Source organism: Oerskovia sp. USHLN155 (genome assembly GCF_037145535.1).
GTDB lineage: Bacteria > Actinomycetota > Actinomycetes > Actinomycetales > Cellulomonadaceae > Oerskovia > Oerskovia rustica.
The window spans coordinates 133,762-150,339 of the sequence record NZ_JBBCXG010000008.1 but is presented as its reverse complement, the minus strand read 5'-3'; the positions used below and the strand labels follow the sequence as shown (position 1 = coordinate 150,339).

The 16,578-nt window shown below is 74.8% G+C and carries 10 protein-coding genes; 5 read left to right on the top strand and 5 right to left on the bottom strand.

Annotation, left to right across the window (positions count from 1 at the left end):
• The first annotated feature begins 708 nt into the window (after positions 1–708).
• Positions 709–957, top strand: a complete 249-nt coding sequence (locus WFH32_RS13110) for a DUF2530 domain-containing protein (protein ID WP_225228097.1) — start codon at positions 709–711, stop codon at positions 955–957.
• A gap of 68 nt (positions 958–1,025) precedes the next feature.
• On the opposite strand, the gene WFH32_RS13105 is transcribed toward WFH32_RS13110, so the two are convergent.
• From WFH32_RS13105 to WFH32_RS13090, 4 genes are read right to left on the bottom strand one after another with little or no spacing between them, the layout of a single operon-like run.
• Positions 1,026–2,273, bottom strand: coding sequence for an MFS transporter (locus WFH32_RS13105; RefSeq protein ID WP_318244119.1), 1,248 nt, complete (start codon positions 2,271–2,273; stop codon positions 1,026–1,028).
• On the bottom strand, positions 2,270–5,539 hold the full coding sequence (locus WFH32_RS13100) for a sacsin N-terminal ATP-binding-like domain-containing protein (protein ID WP_336707784.1): 3,270 nt from the start codon (positions 5,537–5,539) through the stop codon (positions 2,270–2,272). Before WFH32_RS13100 ends, WFH32_RS13105 begins: the two co-directional genes overlap by 4 nt.
• Positions 5,536–6,537 carry a DUF3027 domain-containing protein gene (locus tag WFH32_RS13095; RefSeq protein ID WP_191796277.1) on the bottom strand — a complete coding sequence of 334 codons (1,002 nt, stop codon included), beginning with the start codon at positions 6,535–6,537 and terminating at the stop codon, positions 5,536–5,538. The genes WFH32_RS13100 and WFH32_RS13095 overlap by 4 nt, the downstream gene beginning before the upstream one ends.
• 1 nt (position 6,538) lies before the next feature.
• Positions 6,539–6,919: a cold-shock protein gene (locus tag WFH32_RS13090; protein ID WP_030144143.1), complete on the bottom strand. Its 381-nt coding sequence runs from the start codon at positions 6,917–6,919 to the stop codon at positions 6,539–6,541.
• Positions 6,920–7,148: 229 nt separating this feature from the next.
• Between WFH32_RS13090 and WFH32_RS13085 the strand changes: the two genes are divergently transcribed.
• The 3 genes from WFH32_RS13085 to WFH32_RS13075 all read left to right on the top strand — a co-directional run bounded on the left by WFH32_RS13085 (position 7,149) and on the right by WFH32_RS13075 (position 13,497).
• On the top strand, positions 7,149–9,122 hold the full coding sequence (locus tag WFH32_RS13085; protein WP_336707781.1) for a DUF3352 domain-containing protein: 1,974 nt from the start codon (positions 7,149–7,151) through the stop codon (positions 9,120–9,122).
• A 64-nt stretch (positions 9,123–9,186) separates the two neighbouring features.
• Entirely contained in the window at positions 9,187–11,781 is a 2,595-nt protein-coding gene (locus WFH32_RS13080; RefSeq protein ID WP_336707780.1) for a helicase-associated domain-containing protein, read from the top strand.
• 48 nt (positions 11,782–11,829) lie between these two features.
• Entirely contained in the window at positions 11,830–13,497 is a 1,668-nt protein-coding gene (locus tag WFH32_RS13075; RefSeq protein ID WP_138822945.1) for a DNA repair helicase XPB, read from the top strand.
• Positions 13,498–13,580: 83 nt separating this feature from the next.
• Here the strand turns inward: WFH32_RS13075 and WFH32_RS13070 are convergent, their stop codons facing one another.
• Complete coding sequence (locus WFH32_RS13070) at positions 13,581–14,303, bottom strand: DUF5701 family protein (RefSeq protein WP_336707778.1); 723 nt, start codon at positions 14,301–14,303, stop codon at positions 13,581–13,583.
• A gap of 168 nt (positions 14,304–14,471) precedes the next feature.
• Between WFH32_RS13070 and WFH32_RS13065 the strand changes: the two genes are divergently transcribed.
• Complete coding sequence (locus WFH32_RS13065; RefSeq protein ID WP_336707777.1) at positions 14,472–16,553, top strand: TPM domain-containing protein; 2,082 nt, start codon at positions 14,472–14,474, stop codon at positions 16,551–16,553.
• The last annotated feature ends 25 nt before the right edge of the window (positions 16,554–16,578 follow it).

Genomic DNA, 16,578 nt, shown 5'->3' with positions numbered 1-16,578 from the left:
GCCCGGGTTGCGCCGTCGTCAGGATGTGGCGGAGTCCACGACGCGAATCGTGAATGACGCTTCCGGCCATGGCCCGGCTACCTCTCGATCAATCCGACGGCCGCTTCTGGACCGCCGGAACGCCTCATCGTAAGAGTCGGCGCACAAAGAAATGAATGACCCACCAGCCTTTTCACCCGGGTGAGAAGAACGCCCGCCCGGCGAGTCCCAAGCCTGGGATCCCGCCGATCCTGGCGCCGGTCCGGGAGACTCGGCAGGTCGGAGAATGGTGATGGACAGATGTCCAAGTCGAGGAGGACCGGAATCCCCTCGGTTCAGCGCTACGAGCGAGCCCGTAATTTCCTGTACAGCCGTCCAACGAAGTAGGAGCGGCGAAGTGGGGATCGTAGCGGCTGGGGTTGCCGCACTGGAACCCCGTCCGCGTCCCGTCTCACCCGGGAGAGACCTCTCCTCGACGGTCTTGTGACGCCGCTCACGGGTGAAAACGGGCACGTCTTCCTTGCGGGTCGCACACACCGTCGGTCGCTGCCGCTGGTCCAGCGCCCGGTTCAGGGGGTTTTGCCCGGTTCGCGCCACGGCACCCCAGACCGGAGGAGCGCCTTTTAGCACGACCTCCTTCACACCGGGCGGAACGACGCGCCGAGCGACACCGACTTCTTTTTCACCCGACGGGACGTTCGCGAGACGTAGACTGCGAGCGTGCCCTCGATGATCTCCTTGCTGGTCCACCCGGAGCGGCGCCGCCCCAACCCGCCGGCGCTGCGCGTCGATCTCAAGCCCGTGATCCTGGTGGGAATGAGCCTGTGGGCCGTCGCCCTCGTGGTCTCGGTCGTCCTCCTGGTCCTCGACCGGGCGACGTTCGAGCTCCCCGCGACCTGCGCGGCCGGGATCGTGCTCGGCATGATCGGTCTCGGTTGGGAACGCCGCAACCGGAGCGAGTACCGCTCGCAGGGCTAGGGGCGCGCGACACCGCCCTCTCGCCGCAGCACGCGCACCGCACCCGCCCTCAGCCACGAGGGACGCGGCTAGCTCTCTATCCCCGCCCGACGGCGCGTGGTCCGGTTCGCGTGCACCGACCACCGCGGGACCCACCGCGCGAGCGCGACGGCCCCGAGCAGGCCGACCGTCCCCGAGGCGACGATCCCGCCCGCGAGGCTCCCCAGCGCGGCACCGGCCGAGACCACGAGCGGGCCGAGCGCGGAGCCGGAGTCCTGGAAGAGCCGCCAGATCCCGAGGAACTGCGCACGGACGTCCGGTGGTGCGACGTCGGCCCCGAGCGTCATGAGGATGCCCGAGCCGATCCCGTTGCCGAAGCCCATGACCATCGCGACGACGGCCACCCCCGCGACGGTGCTCGTGAGCGGCAGCACGACGATCGCCCCGCCGAGGACGACCATGCAGGGGATCGCCACCCACAGCCTCCCCCAGCGGTCCATGACCTTCCCCGCGGGGTAGAACAGCAGCATGTCGACGGCTCCCGAGAGCCCGAAGATCACGCTCGTGGTGGCGGGGCTGAAGCCCAGGTGCTCGGACCACAGGGGCAGCACGACCTGCCGGGCCGCCCGCGTGGCCCCGACCATGACGACCGCGATCCCGAGCGTCGCGAACACCCGCCAGTTCGCGGCCAGCACCGTGCGGAAGCTGACGGGGGCCATGGACCGCCGGTGAGCCGTCGAGCCGGCCGCGACGTCGGGCACGAGGGCCGTCACCAGCCCGGCGACGACGCTCGTGCCGACCGCCAGCCAGTACACCGCGGGCAGGTCCCAGACCCACAGGACCGCGGCCGCCGCGAACGGCCCCACGAACGCGCCGATCCGGTGCGTGCCCGCGAGTGTCGACAGCGCCCTGGCCCGCTTGAGCACGGGCGTGACCTCGGTCAGGTACGCCTGCCGGGCGAGCATGAAGACCGCGTTGGTCATGCCGACGCAGAAGACCCCCGCGCCCAGGACCCACAGGTTGGGGGCGAGCGCGCACGCCACGAGGCCGACGATCGAGGCGGCCGCGGCCGTCATCATGGCCCGCCGGTCGCCGAACCGGGCCGCGAACGCACCGGCCGGCACGTCACCGGCGATCTGCCCGAGCCCCAGCAGCGCGACGACGAACCCGGCCAGCGCGATCCCGGCCCCCATCGAGATGGCGCTCAGCGCCACGACGGGGACGATCGCGCTCACCCCCGCCTCGAACACGAAGGTCGGGACGTACACACCGCCCACGAGGCGGCGGTCGAAGATGCCGGACGGTCCGGTGGCGGTTCCCGCCGTCGGACCGCTCACTCCCCGTCCCACGCGGTCTCGGCCCGCAGGTCCTCGGCCGCGGCGGGGTCGAGAAGCGCGGACTCCAGGAGGTGCCGCGCCCCGGGCCGCCCGGCGACCGCGGCCAGGCCGCGCGCCAGGCCCGCGGTCGTGGAGGCGTGGACCTCGGGTCCCGCGCTGCCCGCGCACACCCACCAGTCGACCTCGACGCCGTCCACCGCCAGGGCGTCGTGCTCGAACCAGTCGCCGGGCACTCCCGGGACGAGCGCCGCGACCCGAGGGTCGAGCGCCTGCGGTGAGCCGGCGCCGTCGGGCAGGGGGACGTCCGGCGCGCCCGGGGCCGGGAGCAGCGGCAGGTCCAGGAGGTCCGCCAGGACCGCTCCCGTGTCCGCGGCCGGCGAGGTCCGCCCCGCAAGGGCGACCGGCAGCACGGTCCGCACCTGCGCCCACATCGCGCTCGGCGCCACGGCCAGGTCCTCGGCCCGGGCGCAGGTCGCGACGGACCCGCGCAGACCGGGCAGGCGGTCGGGCAGCTCGTCGAGCTCCCCGCCGTGCGCCGAGCGGGCGAGCGCGCCCAACCCCTGCCACACCGCGAGCGCGGCGGGCAGGTCGAGGCGCGTGCCGACGTCGGGCAGCGCGGCCAGGTAGTCCGGCCAGTCCGCCGGTGCCAGATCTCCCAGGTCCGCGACCCCGCCCAGGGCGCGCACGACCTCGGCGTCCAGGCCGCTGGCCTCGGCGGGCGGGTCGGGAAGGAACGGTACCCCGCCTCGCTCGGCCGCGAAGGGCGCGCCCAGGTGCCGGCGCAACCACCACGCGGTGTACGACGGCGCGTCCCCGACCCGCGCTCCGCCCTGCGCCCGGACGGGGGCGAGGAGGGCGGCGCGGGCCTCGGGCTCGCGGGCCACGCGCGCGAGGAACGCGGGCCACGCGTCGTCGGCGACGGCGTCCAGGTCCGCGACGGCGTCGAGGTCCCCCACGTACGCCCCTCCCCCGACGAGCCCGCCGAGGAAGGCGAGGTAGTCGGCCCAGCCGTCGAGCCACGACTGCGGGTCGTCGGGGTCGTCGGGCAGGTCCGGGTCCACGTCCCACGGCGTCAGGACGTCGCGCACCCGGTGGACCGTCACGTCCGCCGGGACCCCGACCGCACGCAGGACGTCCTCGCCCCAGCGCGCCAGGACGCCCTCCGCGAGCGGGACCAGGCCGTCCAGGTGCTCGGCGGACCACGACCCGGGCACGACGCACTCCCGCGCCGCGGACAGCTCGCCGTCGGCCGTCGGCAGCGGGAGCTCGCCCCACCAGAAGGGCACGTCCTCGGGCAGCGCTCCCTCGGCGAGCGCAGCACGCACGAGGGCCAGCACCTGCCCGACGGCGGCGGGCACCGGGTCCTGGACCTCGCCGCCCGCGTCGAGGTCGTCGAGCAGGTCGCCGTCGGCGACCTGGTCCGCGAGGTGCAGCACATGATCCCTGACCGCAGGCTCGGTCAGCAGCCCACGAGCCGACGACGGCGTCGCCCCCAGCCGCTCCAGGAGCGGGTGAGCGGCGTCGGGATGGACGAGCCGCAGGCCGAGCGAGCGTGCGAGGTCGGGGACACCGGCCGACCCCGCCGCATCGTCCCTGCCCGAGGCGGCGGCCCCCAGGAGCAGGACCCCGCGGGCTCCCCGCGCGGTCCGGCCGTCGGCGAGCGGGACCGTGACCGCACCGAGCGCGTCGAGCACCCCCGGCTGACCCACGTGCGGGGCGAGGGCCGCGTAGACCTCGCGCCACGCGGTCGGGTCCATGCCCGCGGGCAGCTCGTCGAGCAGGTCCGCGAGCTCACGGGACCGCACACCGAGCGACCGCGCGACCGCGTGCAGCGACGGCGGCACGTCGACGAGGTCCGGCACCGCCCGACCGAGGACTGCCACCACCGCCGCGTCGCGTCCGACCTCGCCCGCGAGGACCTGGGCATCGCGCGGCGCGACCATCCGGCCGACGGCGCGCAGCACGGGCGGCCCGTCGACGTCGGCCCCCGGAAGCGGCGGCGACAGCAGGGGCGTGGCGAGCAGCGCGCCGAGCACCGCGTCCCGGACCTGGGCGTCGAGCGCCCCGGCAGGCAACCCCGTCGGTACGAGGCCCAGGACCGACGCGCCGCGCTCGGCGGCGACGAGCCCGAGCAGCCGCGCGTACGCACCGCCCGCGAGCCCGGCGAGCGCGGAGGCGACCGGACCGGGCAGGACGTGCCGGCGGCTCGGGTCCAGGGGGAACGAGGCGACGAGGAGCGCCGCGAAGGTCAACGGCTCGTCGGTCGGCGTCGGAGCGTGCAGCACCCCCGCGACCACCTCGCTCGGCGCGGGAGCCGACCGGGGCAGCGCCCACAGCAGGCTCCATCCGGCGTGCCGCTGCTCGACCGGGAGCGTGCCCAGGAGGCCCGCGTCGAAGGCCCCGCGCTCGCGCACGACCGTCCAGCGCGCGGCGACGTCGTGCAGACGGCGCGCCCGCAGGGTCCCGTCGTCGTCCTCGACCTCGACCAGGACCTCGTCCAGCGCGGGCAGCGCCAGGAGCAGCGCGTCGTCCACCTCGTCGAGCTGGGCACGGACCGCGTCGAGCGCGCCCCGGTCCCGCAGGCGGAGGGCGACGACCGTGTCCGGCGGGGCAGGAGCGGTCGCCCCGTCGGGGCCGCCCGGACCGACGGGCAGGGCGTCCGCCGCGAACGGGAGCCGCAGCACGGGCAGGGCGTCGCCCCGCTCGCGGACAGCGGCATCGAGCCGGTCAGCCGCTGCGGCCCCGGTGCCCGCTTCCGCCTGCGCCCCCGCGACCAGGTCCGACAGTGCCGCTCGCGTCCGCCCCAGCGAGAAGGTCACTCCCCCGAGCGTCGAGCGCACCGAGACCTCGTCCGCGACCGAGCGCACGGCCGCGAAGCCCACCCCGAAACGGCCCACCCGCCCGGGGGCGCCGTCCGCGGACGGGGGCTCCGTCGTCGGGCCGGCAGGACGCTTGGCCGACGCGCGCATCGACGACAACGACTCGACACCCTCCGCGTCCAGCGGTGCGCCCGAGTTCTCGGCCGTCAGCCACCACGCACCGTCGGTGTCCTGCGTGAGACGCAGCACGAGGCGGCCCGGAGAGCCCGCGTGCGCCGCGGCGTCGGCCGCGTTCTGCGCGAGCTCGACGACCACCCGGTCGCGGTAGTAGCCGCGGGCATGGTCCTCCTCGGTGTTCGCGTCCTCCCGGAAGCGCGTCGGGGACGCGAGCCACGCCTCCGTGACGGCTCGGCGAAGAGCCGACGTCCCGAAGGCGTCCGTCGTCACCGGGCCGGCTCGTCCGGGTCCGCGTCCTGCTCCGGCGCGGTCTCCGGTGTGCTCTCTGCCCCCGACGACGACCCCGGCTCAGGAAGCGTGATCCGCGACAGGGCGAGCTCGATGCTCGCCGCAGCCTCCGCGGAACGCTCGGTCGTCGGGCCTGCGAGAGTCTCTCCCGATCCGGGTACGGCGCTCGCCGCGTCACGGGCCGCGTCCAGGAGCTGGACGATCTCGACGTCCATCTCGTCGATCAGCGGGTCCGCGGCCGGCCAGTCGGTCGGGTGCGGCTCGACATCCGTCTCCGAGTGCGCCCCGCACCCGTGGTCGAGGCTCACGACCTTGCCGTCGTCGGGCGACCACGCGTTCGCGCACACGCCGAAGACCTGACCCAGGGCGCCCTGCAGCGGGACCAGGAACCCGCACGACCCGCACTCGGCCGCCGAGGAGACGGCCCCCGGCGCCGTGGGGCCACGGGTGCCGCGGTACCAGCGCTCAGCCGCCTCGTCGCGCCCCTCGGGGGACAGGACCCGCGCCCGGGCGAGCGCGAGCTCCTCGATCGCGACGGCGTCCTGCTCCTCGTCGCCCGTCGGCACGTAGCCGGGCTCGAGGCGCGGGTCGTCCGCCTGGAACGGCAGCACGTCGCCGACGCCGATGTCCCCCGGCCGCAGACGCTCCGACCACGGCAACCACTCGGGAGCCAGGATGGACCCGTCGCCCGGCAGGAGCTCGACCTCGCACACCGTCGCGGTGCGACCGCGCGGGACCCGGGCCAGCGTCACCGTCCAGCGCCACCCCCGGTACCCGAGCATGGTGCACGCGAACTGGTGGGAGATGAGACGGTCCTCCTCGACGACCGTCCCCAGGTGCTCGCCCACGTCCCCGACGTGCTCGGCGACCTGCTCCGCCGCAGCACGCGCGAGATCCACCGCGCCCGTGAGCACGGCGTCCTTGGCGGCGCGCGCGCTCACACGACGGGTCGAACCTTCAGCGGCGGCTACGGCAGCCATGTCATGCCTCCAGGTCGTCGGCGACGGCGCGCAGCACCTTGGCGAGCTGGGCTCCCTGCGCGGCATCCGGGTACCGGCCACGGCGCAGCGAGCCGCCGACCTTGTCCATGACCTTGATGAGGTCCTCGATCACGACCCCCAGGTCCTCGGCCGGGCGGCGCTGGGCCTTCGCCACGGACGGCGCAGGGTCGAGCAGCTTGATCGCGAGCGCCTGCGGGCCGCGCCGCCCGTCGGCCACGCCGAACTCGACCCGGGCACCGGGCTTGGGGGCCGCGCCGTCGGGCAGGGCGGAAGCGTGCAGGAAGACCTCGTCGCCCTCATCGCTCGCGATGAAGCCGAACCCTCGTTCGGTGTCGAACCACTTGACCTTGCCGGTGGGCACGTGAACCTCGTTTGTGCTCGTGGGAATCAGAACTCCCAGGTTACCGGGACAGAGCCCTCACAGTCGCATCCACCGGGCCGCGCCCCGACGAGCGCGCCCGGGTGAGTTCCGGCGGCGGGGAGTTCTCCCCATGGAAGGGGGCTGCGGCCTGCCTGCGGCCTCCACTAGCCTTCGGGCGACTGCCGACGCACCGCGCCGGTCGAGCCGCCGCCGACCCAGAGGGTTCCCCATGACCACGCCGCCCACCTTCCCCCCTGCCGACCCCTCGGGGGCGTGGCAGCAGCATGCCGGTGGCGCGGCCCCCGGGCAGGCCCCGGTCGCGACCGTCGGGCCCTCCCGCCTGCGCACCGGCCTCGTGCTCGGCGGTGCGGCGACCGCGGCTCTCGTCCTGGTCGGCGGAGGCGTGTTCGCCTACAACGCGCTCGACGGCGGTGGGGCCCAGCCCGAGGCGGCCCTCCCGGACACCGCGTTCGCCTACGTCCGCGTCGACCTCGACCCGTCGGCCACGCAGAAGGTCAACCTGCTGCGCCTCGCGAACAGGTTCCCGGACCTCGCGGCGGACCTCGACGTCGACCTGGGCGACGACGCCGACCTCCGCAAGCTCGTCGTCGACACGATCGCGAAGAGCGGGACGTGCGAGATCGACTACGCGACCGACGTCGAACCGTGGATCGGCCAGCGTGCCGCGATCGCCGTGCTGCCGCCCGTCGAGGGCGCGACCGGGGACGCAGGATCCGCGCCCGAACCCGAGCCCGTGGTCGCCCTCCAGGTGAACGACGAGGGCGCCGCACGGGCGGCCATCGAGTCCGGCCTGGGCTGCGGCGACGGCGCGAAGCCCGCACAGGTCGCGTTCGCCGACGGGTACGCCCTGATCACCTCCGAGAAGGTCGTGGCCGCCGACGTGGCGGCAGCCGCGAAGAAGGCGTCGTTGGCCGACGCCCCGCTCTTCGCCGCCGACATGAAGGCGCTCGGCGACCCCGGGCTGATCTCCTACTGGGCGGACGTCGAGGGCGCGATCGCCGCGCTCGAGGGGCAGGAGGGCGCCGACGAGCTCGACGCGGCCGTCACCCAGGGCCTCCGCTCGGTCGCCGGTGCGGCGCGGGCGGGCGCCGACCACCTGGAGATCGCGATCGCCGTCGGCGCCGACGACAAGGTCCTCGCGCCGATGGAGGGGGCGGGGACCTCGCTCCTCACGGGGCTGCCGGACAGCACCCTGTTCGCCTCGTCCGCGACGATCGACCCCGCCTCGGTCGACCAGCTCTGGGAGCAGCTGAGCACGCTCGCCGACGCGTACGGGTCGAGCGGACTGGGGAGCCTGGGCTCCGGGGACGACCTGCTCGGCGACGACTGGACCCTGTCCTCGCACGAGGTCCGCACGGCAGGCACGCTCGCCACCGCCACCGAGGCCGAGTGCGCGGCACTGCTCGCGCTGCCCGAGAACGCGTTGGACGCGTCGGACTGGGGCCTCACGCCCGAGGAGCTGGCCGAGGTCACCCGGAGCTACGACGAGTCGTTCATGGCGGGCTGCACCGGGGACTACTCGGCGCTCGACGAGGGCCTCGACGCCTACCAGGGCACCGAGGAGGCCGACCTCTTCGGTGACGACCCGTCGACCGGCGGCGCGACCGACGACCTCCTGCCGAGCGGCCTCGGCTTCCAGGAGACGGTCGACGAGCTCGAGAAGACCTACGACCTGCGGCTGCCCGAGGACCTCAAGACCCTGCTCGGCGAGCAGGTCGTGATCGCGCTCGACTCCGCCGGGCTCGACGACGTCTCGTCCGTGACCGGTCTGGCCGACGTCGACCTCGGCGCGCGCACGATCGGCGACAAGGCCGCGCTCGAGGACCTCCTCGGCCGCATCGACGCGATCCTCGTGGACGCCGGCGCGGAGAAGCTCACGAGCGCGACCACGAAGGACGGGCTCGTCGTCGCCTCGAACGAGGCGTACGCCGCACGGCTCGCCCAGGACGGGACGCTCGGCACCGTGGGCGCCTTCCGGACCGTCGTGCCCGACGCGAAGGGCGCAGCCAACGCGGCCTACCTCGACGTCGACGCGCTCGAGTCGGTCGCCCGCGCGAACATCGACGCGACGGGCGGCGACGACTCGTGGATCGCGTACGTCGAGCCGCTGCGAGCCGTCGGCGTCTCCAGCCGGGTCGTGGACGGCCACAGCCTCACGAGCCTGCGCGTCAGCTTCGACTGAGCATCTCGTCCGTGCGGAGGTCGCGCGGGGCGGGAGAACTCCCGACCCGCGTAACATCGGACGGATGGCCTCAACGCCTCCGGCTCAGCGCCGGACCTTCCCCGAGGCTCTTCGCTCCCGCAGCGACGAGCACCTCGTCGCGCTGCTGCTGCAGCGCCCTGACCTGGCCACTCCTTCGCCGTCGACGCTGCGCTCGCTCGCAGCACGCGCCACCAGCCGTACCAGCCTGGACCGGGCGACCGCCCGGCTCGACGCCCTCGAGCTCCAGGTCCTCGAGTCCGTCCTCGTCCTCGGGGACCAGCCCCCTCCGCGGACGCCGACGTCCCGCCCAGCACCCACCCGACCCACGCGCGGCGCCCCTGGCGACGACGGGGCCGTGACGGTCGACCGCGTCCTCGACGCGCTCGGCGCGAGCGACGCGGACGCCCCGGTCGTCCGGGCCGCGCTCGCGCACCTCGAAGAGGCTGCGCTGCTGTGGGACCGCGACCCGTCGCCGCGCACCGACCTCGCGGTCGCGCCGGGCCTGTCCGAGGTCCTCGGCCCCTACCCGGCGGGGCTCGGCCCCACCGACCCGTCGTCACCGCTCGCTGCTCGTCCGGCCGACTCCCTCACCCCGACCGGTAGCCCGGCCGGCATCGGGACGACCGCCCTCGACGACCTCCTCGCGGACGCGCCACCCGGTGCACGCAGCATCCTCGACGCCCTCACCTGGGGGCCGCCCGTGGGCGTCGCGCCGCGCGCCGACCCCGTGGGTCGCGAGGCGACGACGTGGCTCCTGCGACAGCGTCTCCTGCTCGCGTCCGACGAGCGGCACGTCGTCCTGCCCCGCGAGGTCGCCCTCGCCCTGCGCGAGGGCCGCACGCACGCCCGGCCGCTCGCCCACCCGCCCGAGCCCGACGCCCCGCACTTCGCCGAGGACACCATCGCCGCAGAGGCCGCTCGCGCGGCGCAGGACGCGGTCCGGCTCGTCGCCCACCTCCTCGCGCTGTGGCAGGCCTCTCCGCCGAGCGTCCTGCGCGCGGGCGGCCTGGGCGTGCGGGACCTCCGGCGCCTCGCGACGACCCTCGAGGTCGAGGAGCCGTCGGCCGCGTTCGTCGCCGAGCTCGCGCTCGCCGCAGGTCTCGTGGTCGACGACGGCGAAGACCCTCCCTCGTTCACCGTCACGGTCGCGGGCGAGGACTGGCTCGACCTTCCCCTGGCAGCCCGCTGGGCGCTGCTCGCCGCGGCCTGGGCGGGCTCGGGCCGGACGCCGTGGACCGTCGGCAGCCGCGACGAGCGGGGCACGCTGCGCGCCGCGCTCGAACCCGACCTCACCAGGCCGTGGGTGCCGCGCCTGCGCTCCGACCTGCTGTCCGCGCTCGCCGACCGCCCCGGGACGGCCCTGACCTCGGGCGACCTCCTGGAGGTCCTGCGCTGGGGGTCGCCCCGGTCGGTCCCTCCGCTCCAGGCGATCGAGGGCCTGCTCCACGAGGCCCACCTCCTGGGGGTCACGGGGGTCGGGGCGCTCGCCCCCACGGGCCGCGCGCTCCTGCGGCCCGACGGCGCCGCACCCGTCGCGCGCACGAACGCCCCCGCGGAGTCGAGCAGGTCGGGCGCGCCCGCGCTCACGTCCTCGGAGGCGGCGCTCGCGGCCGCACTCGAGTCGGTCCTGCCGCCCGAGGTCGACGAGCTCCTGCTCCAGGGCGACCTCACGGGCATCGTCCCGGGCCGACCGAGCACCGCGCTCGAACGGCTCCTGGAGGACGCCGCCGAGGTCGAGTCGCGCGGGGCTGCGATCACGGTCCGCTTCACCCCCGAGTCACTGACCCGTGCGTTCGACGCTGGCCGCACCGCGGACGACCTGCTGGCCGACCTCGCGGGCCACTCGCGGGCGTCGCTCCCCCAACCCCTCGACTACCTGGTCCGCGACACCGCTCGCCGGCACGGGCGGCTGCGGGTCGGGAGCGCGTCGAGCTACGTGCGCGCGGAGGACGCCGCGCTCCTGACGGGCCTCGTGGAGGACCCGTCGCTGCGTCACCTGTCGTTGTTCCGCATCGCACCCACCGTGCTGGTCTCGCTCGTCCCCGCGGCGACGCTCCAGGCCGCGCTGCGCGACCGCGGCCTCGCCTCGACCGTCGAGGGACCCGACGGGCGGGTCGTGCGCACCGAGCGGCTCCGCACCACGGTCCGTTCCCGCGTGGGCGGGCGCCGCCCGCTGGACACGGCCACCCGGGGGCGCTCCGCCGTCGGGCCGGCGGTGCACCAGGAGGACGCCGCGGCCCGGCGCGAGCGGTACGCCGAGCTCGTCCCCCGTCTGCGCGCGGCCGACGACGCGGCGCTCGCCGCTCCTCCCACGACGACGACCCGTGAGGACGTCGCGCCCGAACCTCGCGGAACAACCGAACCCCCCGCGGCGTTGGGACTCCTGCGCGACGCGATCGACGCGGGCGACCACGTGGTCCTCGAGACGATCGACCCCACCGGTCAGCCGACCCGGCGCCGCGTCAAGCCCCTCGTCCTGGAGGGCGGCCGCCTGCGCGCCCTCGACCCCGCGCGCGACGCCGAGCTGACCGTCGCCGTCCATCGCATCGCGGGCGTCTTCACCGACGCCCCCGCCCCCACCCAGGACGCGTCGACCGACGCGACCACGAACGCGTCGGCGGGGGCGCCGAACGACTAGCCCGCACCACCCGCGTCACGACACGGCGCACCACCCGGAAGGACGCCCATGGCCGACGGCCCCCTGATCGTGCAGAGCGACAAGACCTTGCTGCTCGAGGTCGACCACCCCCGCTCGGGCGACGCCCGACGGGCGATCGCCCCCTTCGCCGAGCTCGAGCGCGCCCCCGAGCACGTCCACACCTACCGGCTCACGCCGCTCGGGCTGTGGAACGCGCGCGCCGCGGGGCACGACGCCGAGCAGGTCGTCAACGTGCTGCTCGAGTACAGCCGCTACCCCGTGCCGCACGCGCTGCTCGTCGACGTCGCGGAGACCATGGCGCGCTATGGGCGGCTCCAGCTGGTCGCGCACCCGACGCACGGGCTCGTGCTCCAGGCGACGGACAAGGCCGTGCTAGCAGAGGTCCTCAAGTCCAAGCGGACCGCGGGTCTGGTGGGCGACCGGCTCGGGGACGACTCGGTGGTCGTGCACCCGTCCGAGCGCGGGCACCTCAAGCAGGTGCTGCTCAAGCTCGGCTGGCCCGCCGAGGACCTCGCGGGGTACGTCGACGGCGAGAAGCACCCGATCGACCTGTCGCCGACCGACCCGGCGCACGAGGACAAGCCCTGGGCCATGCGGCCCTACCAGCAGCAGGCCGTCGAGGGGTTCTGGCACGGGGGCAGCGGCGTCGTCGTGCTCCCTTGTGGCGCGGGCAAGACGATCGTCGGCGCCGGGGCCATGGCGAAGTCCGGGACGACGACCCTGATCCTCGTGACGAACACGGTGAGCGCGCGCCAGTGGCGCGACGAGCTCGTGCGGCGCACGACGCTCACCGAGGACGAGATCGGCGAGTACTCGGGCGCCCGCAAGGAGATCAAGCCCGTCACCATCGCGACCTATCAGGTGCTCACGACCAAGCGGAAGGGTGTCTACACGCACCTCGAGCTGCTCGACGCGCGCGACTGGGGCCTCGTGGTCTACGACGAGGTCCACCTGCTGCCCGCACCGATCTTCCGCATGACCGCGGACCTCCAGGCGCGCCGCCGCCTCGGACTGACCGCGACGCTCGTGCGCGAGGACGGGCGCGAGGACGAGGTCTTCAGCCTCATCGGGCCCAAGCGGTACGACGCGCCCTGGAAGGACATCGAGGCCCAGGGGTACATCGCGCCCGCGGACTGCGTCGAGGTGCGCCTCACGCTGTCCGACCGTGACCGCATGGCGTACGCGACCGCCGAGCCCGAGGACAAGTACCGGCTCGCTGCCACCGCGGCGGGCAAGAACCGCGTCGTCGAGCAGATCGCGGCCGCGCACCCCGACGACCAGGTCCTCGTGATCGGCCAGTACCTCGACCAGCTCGAGGAGCTCGGCGACCACCTCGACGCGCCGGTCATCACGGGGGCCACGACGGTGCGCGAGCGCCAGCGGCTGTTCGAGGCGTTCCGTTCCGGGGAGATCTCGCGGCTCGTCGTGAGCAAGGTCGCGAACTTCTCGATCGACCTGCCCGAGGCGTCGGTCGCGATCCAGGTGTCGGGGTCGTTCGGGTCCCGCCAGGAGGAGGCGCAGCGCCTGGGTCGCATCATGCGGCCCAAGCAGGACGGTCGCACCGCGCACTTCTACGCCGTGGTCTCGCGCGACACCGTCGACCAGGACTTCGCGGCGCACCGCCAGCGCTTCCTGGCGGAGCAGGGCTACGCGTACCGCATCGTCGACGCCGAGGACCTGGGCGTCGTGCAGTAGAGGGAGGTGGGTGTGTTCTCTGCGGAGCGGCACCAGGTGTCGTCGCTCCGCAGAGAACACACCCCCTCCGTTCGTCCCCCCCCCTACCCCGTCGGGGTTCCGACGCGACGCGCTCCCGACGCGAAGCCGAGCCACGTGTGCCGGTTGCCCGCCCAGCACCAACCGACCTTGGGTGCGCCGCGTCGCTCCTTGCCGTCGCGACCGGTGCCGTTCGAGATCCACACTGCGGGCGTCCGCGCGTCGAGACGTCCCTTGTCCTTGCGCAGCCGCGAGCCGATCGTCATGTAGCAGTGGTTGCGCTCGACGACGTCGGGTGCCTGGAGCGCCCAGTGGATCCCTTCGCCGAGAACGAGCGGCGTGCGGTCGCGTCGCTCGAACTCGGGCAGCGCCTCGTCGGGGGACCAGTTCGCCAGGTCGTCGCCGCGGTCGACGTCGGTCACGACGTACAGCGGGCCCTCCGGGAGCACGAGCCCCTCGATCGGCTCGAAGCGGTCGACGTCCTCCATGTCGACGACGACGAAGCCCTCCTTGTCCCCGAGCCTCGTGAGCGGCGCGAGGACGGACGGCGGGGCGAGGCGGGGATGCACGGCGAGCAGCCCGCCGTCGGGCGCATCGTGCGCAAGGTGCCCGACGGCGTCGCGCACCTCGTCCGCCGACAGCCCGGCGAGAGCATGGACGCCGAGCGCGATCAGCCGCTCGGCCTGGTCGACGAGCGGCGGTAGGGCAGCCCCCGGGCGCGGTGCCGTCGCCGGCGCTGCCAGCGGGGCCGCAGCTCGTGCGGGCGTCGTGGTCGTCGTGGTCGTCATGGGTTCCTCTCGTCGACGTCGTCCCTCTAACATGGTACGCCGTACGAACATTCCCAGCGGACGGTCCGTGGCGCCACCCCCGCGCCTCGAACCATCACGTCGGGTGAAATGCCCCTGCTGTCCCGTTTCACGATTGCGACACCCGCACCCGTGGGAAAGGATCACGAGGTGGCCTCGTCGTCCGTTCCCCCCGCACTCCCCCGCCCGGCGCACCGTGCGCGTCTGTCCGTCCTCCGCGGCGCCCTGTCGCTCGGGATCGCCGGCGCGCTCACCCTGACCGGCCTCGGCTCCACCGCGACCGCCGAGCAGCCGCTCAACCTCCCGGGCAGGATCACCGACCCCGCCGGGGTGCTCGGGGACCGGACCGACGAGATCGAGAAGGCGATGGACCGGCTGGAGGACGACACCCCGTACCAGCTCTTCGTCGTGTACGTCGACACGTTCGACGGGCAGGATGCGCAGACCTGGGCCACCTCGACGGCCAACCTGTCCGGCCTGGGCCGGGACGACGTCCTGCTGGCCGTCGCGACCACGGACCGCCGGTACGACCTGTCGGCCGACCACAACATCGGACTGTCCGAAGCCTCGCTCGACACGGTCCAGGAGGCGATCGAGGACCAGCTCAGGCAGGACGACTGGGCGGGGGCCGCGGTCGCCGCAGCGGACTCCCTGCACGCCGAGGCGACGGGCTCGTCGTCCTCGGGCGTCTCGGGCTGGCTCGTGGCCCTCGTGGTCGGCCTGCTCGCGATCGCAGGCTTCTTCGTGGTCCGCGCGATCCTGAGCAAGCGCCGCGGGACGGCCGCGAGGCCCGGCGGACCGGACGAGGCCGACGAGCTCGCCCAGCTCCCGACCGACGAGCTGGACCGGCGGGCCAGCTCGGCCCTCGTCGCGATCGACGACGCCGTCAAGACGTCCGAGCAGGAGCTCGGCTTCGCGCAGGCCCAGTTCGGCCTCGAGGCGACGCAGGAGTTCCAGGTCGCGCTCGAGAAGGGCAAGCAGAAGGTGTCCCAGGCCTTCGCGCTGCGCCAGCAGCTCGACGACGACACACCGGAGGCCGAGCCCCAGGCCCGCACGATGATGGTGCAGATCATCGCGCTGTGCACCGAGGTGAGCCGTTCGCTCGACACCGAGTCCGCCCAGTTCGACGAGCTGCGCGACCTGCAGTCCCGAGCCCCCGAGGTCCTCGACACGGTCGAACGTCGCGCGGGCGAGGTCGAGGCCCGCGTCGCTCCGGCCCGCAGCACGCTCGCCGCGCTCTCCGCGACCTACCCCGAGGCAGCGCTCGCCTCCGTCTCGGCGAACCCCCAGCAGGCCCTCCAGCTCGTCGCAGGCGCCCGCGAGGCGATCGCCGCCGGGCGGTCGGCACTCGAGGGCAAGGACCGGGCGTCCGCCGTCGCGCACGCCCGCGCCGCCGAGAACGCCGTCGGGCAGGCCGTGACCCTCCTCGACGCGATCGACTCCGCGGGCGAGGTCCTCGCGCAGGCGGGCCAGCGCCTCGACGTCGCGGTCGCGTCGATCACCGCGGACATCGCCGACGCCGCCCGCCTCGCACCGGCCGACCCGACCGTGTCGGCGCGCGCCACCGAGGCGCAGTCCGCAGTGGCCGAGGCACAGACCGCACGCAGCGGTGGCGACCCCATCGCGGCCCTGCGCCGGCTCACCGACGCCGAGGCCGCGATCGACGCCGCACTGGCTCCGTTCCGCGCGAGCGCCGAGCAGGCCGCACGCGCCGCGGCGCTCCTGCGCGACACCATCGGGCGCGTCGACTCCCAGATCCGCGCGACGAACGACTTCATCGAGACCCGGCGCGGCGCCGTCGGGCCCGAAGCCCGCACGCGGCTCTCCGAGGCGATCCGCCACCTCGGCGAGGCCCGTGCCCTCCAGCCCTCCGACCCCGTGCGCGCGCTCGCCACGGCCCAGCAGGCCGACGCGCTGGCCCAGGCCGCGGCACAGCTCGCGCAGCGCGACGCGTCCGCGTGGGAGTCGCAGCAGAACGACGCGGGGATGTTCGGCGGCGGCTCTGGAGGCGGCGGCAACAACGTCGGCGGCATGGTCCTGGGCGGCATCCTCCTCGACCAGATCCTGCGCGGCGGGGGCGGCGGACGCCGGTCGGGAGGCGGGTTCGGCGGCGGCTACGGCGGAGGCGGGTTCGGGGGCGGTGGCTTCGGCGGGTCGTCGGGCCGCTCGTCGCGGGGCTCGTCGGGCGGGAGGTCCTCGGGCGGCCGCTCGAGCAGAGGAGGACGGTTCTAGGTCGGACGGCACGGCAGGCACGAGC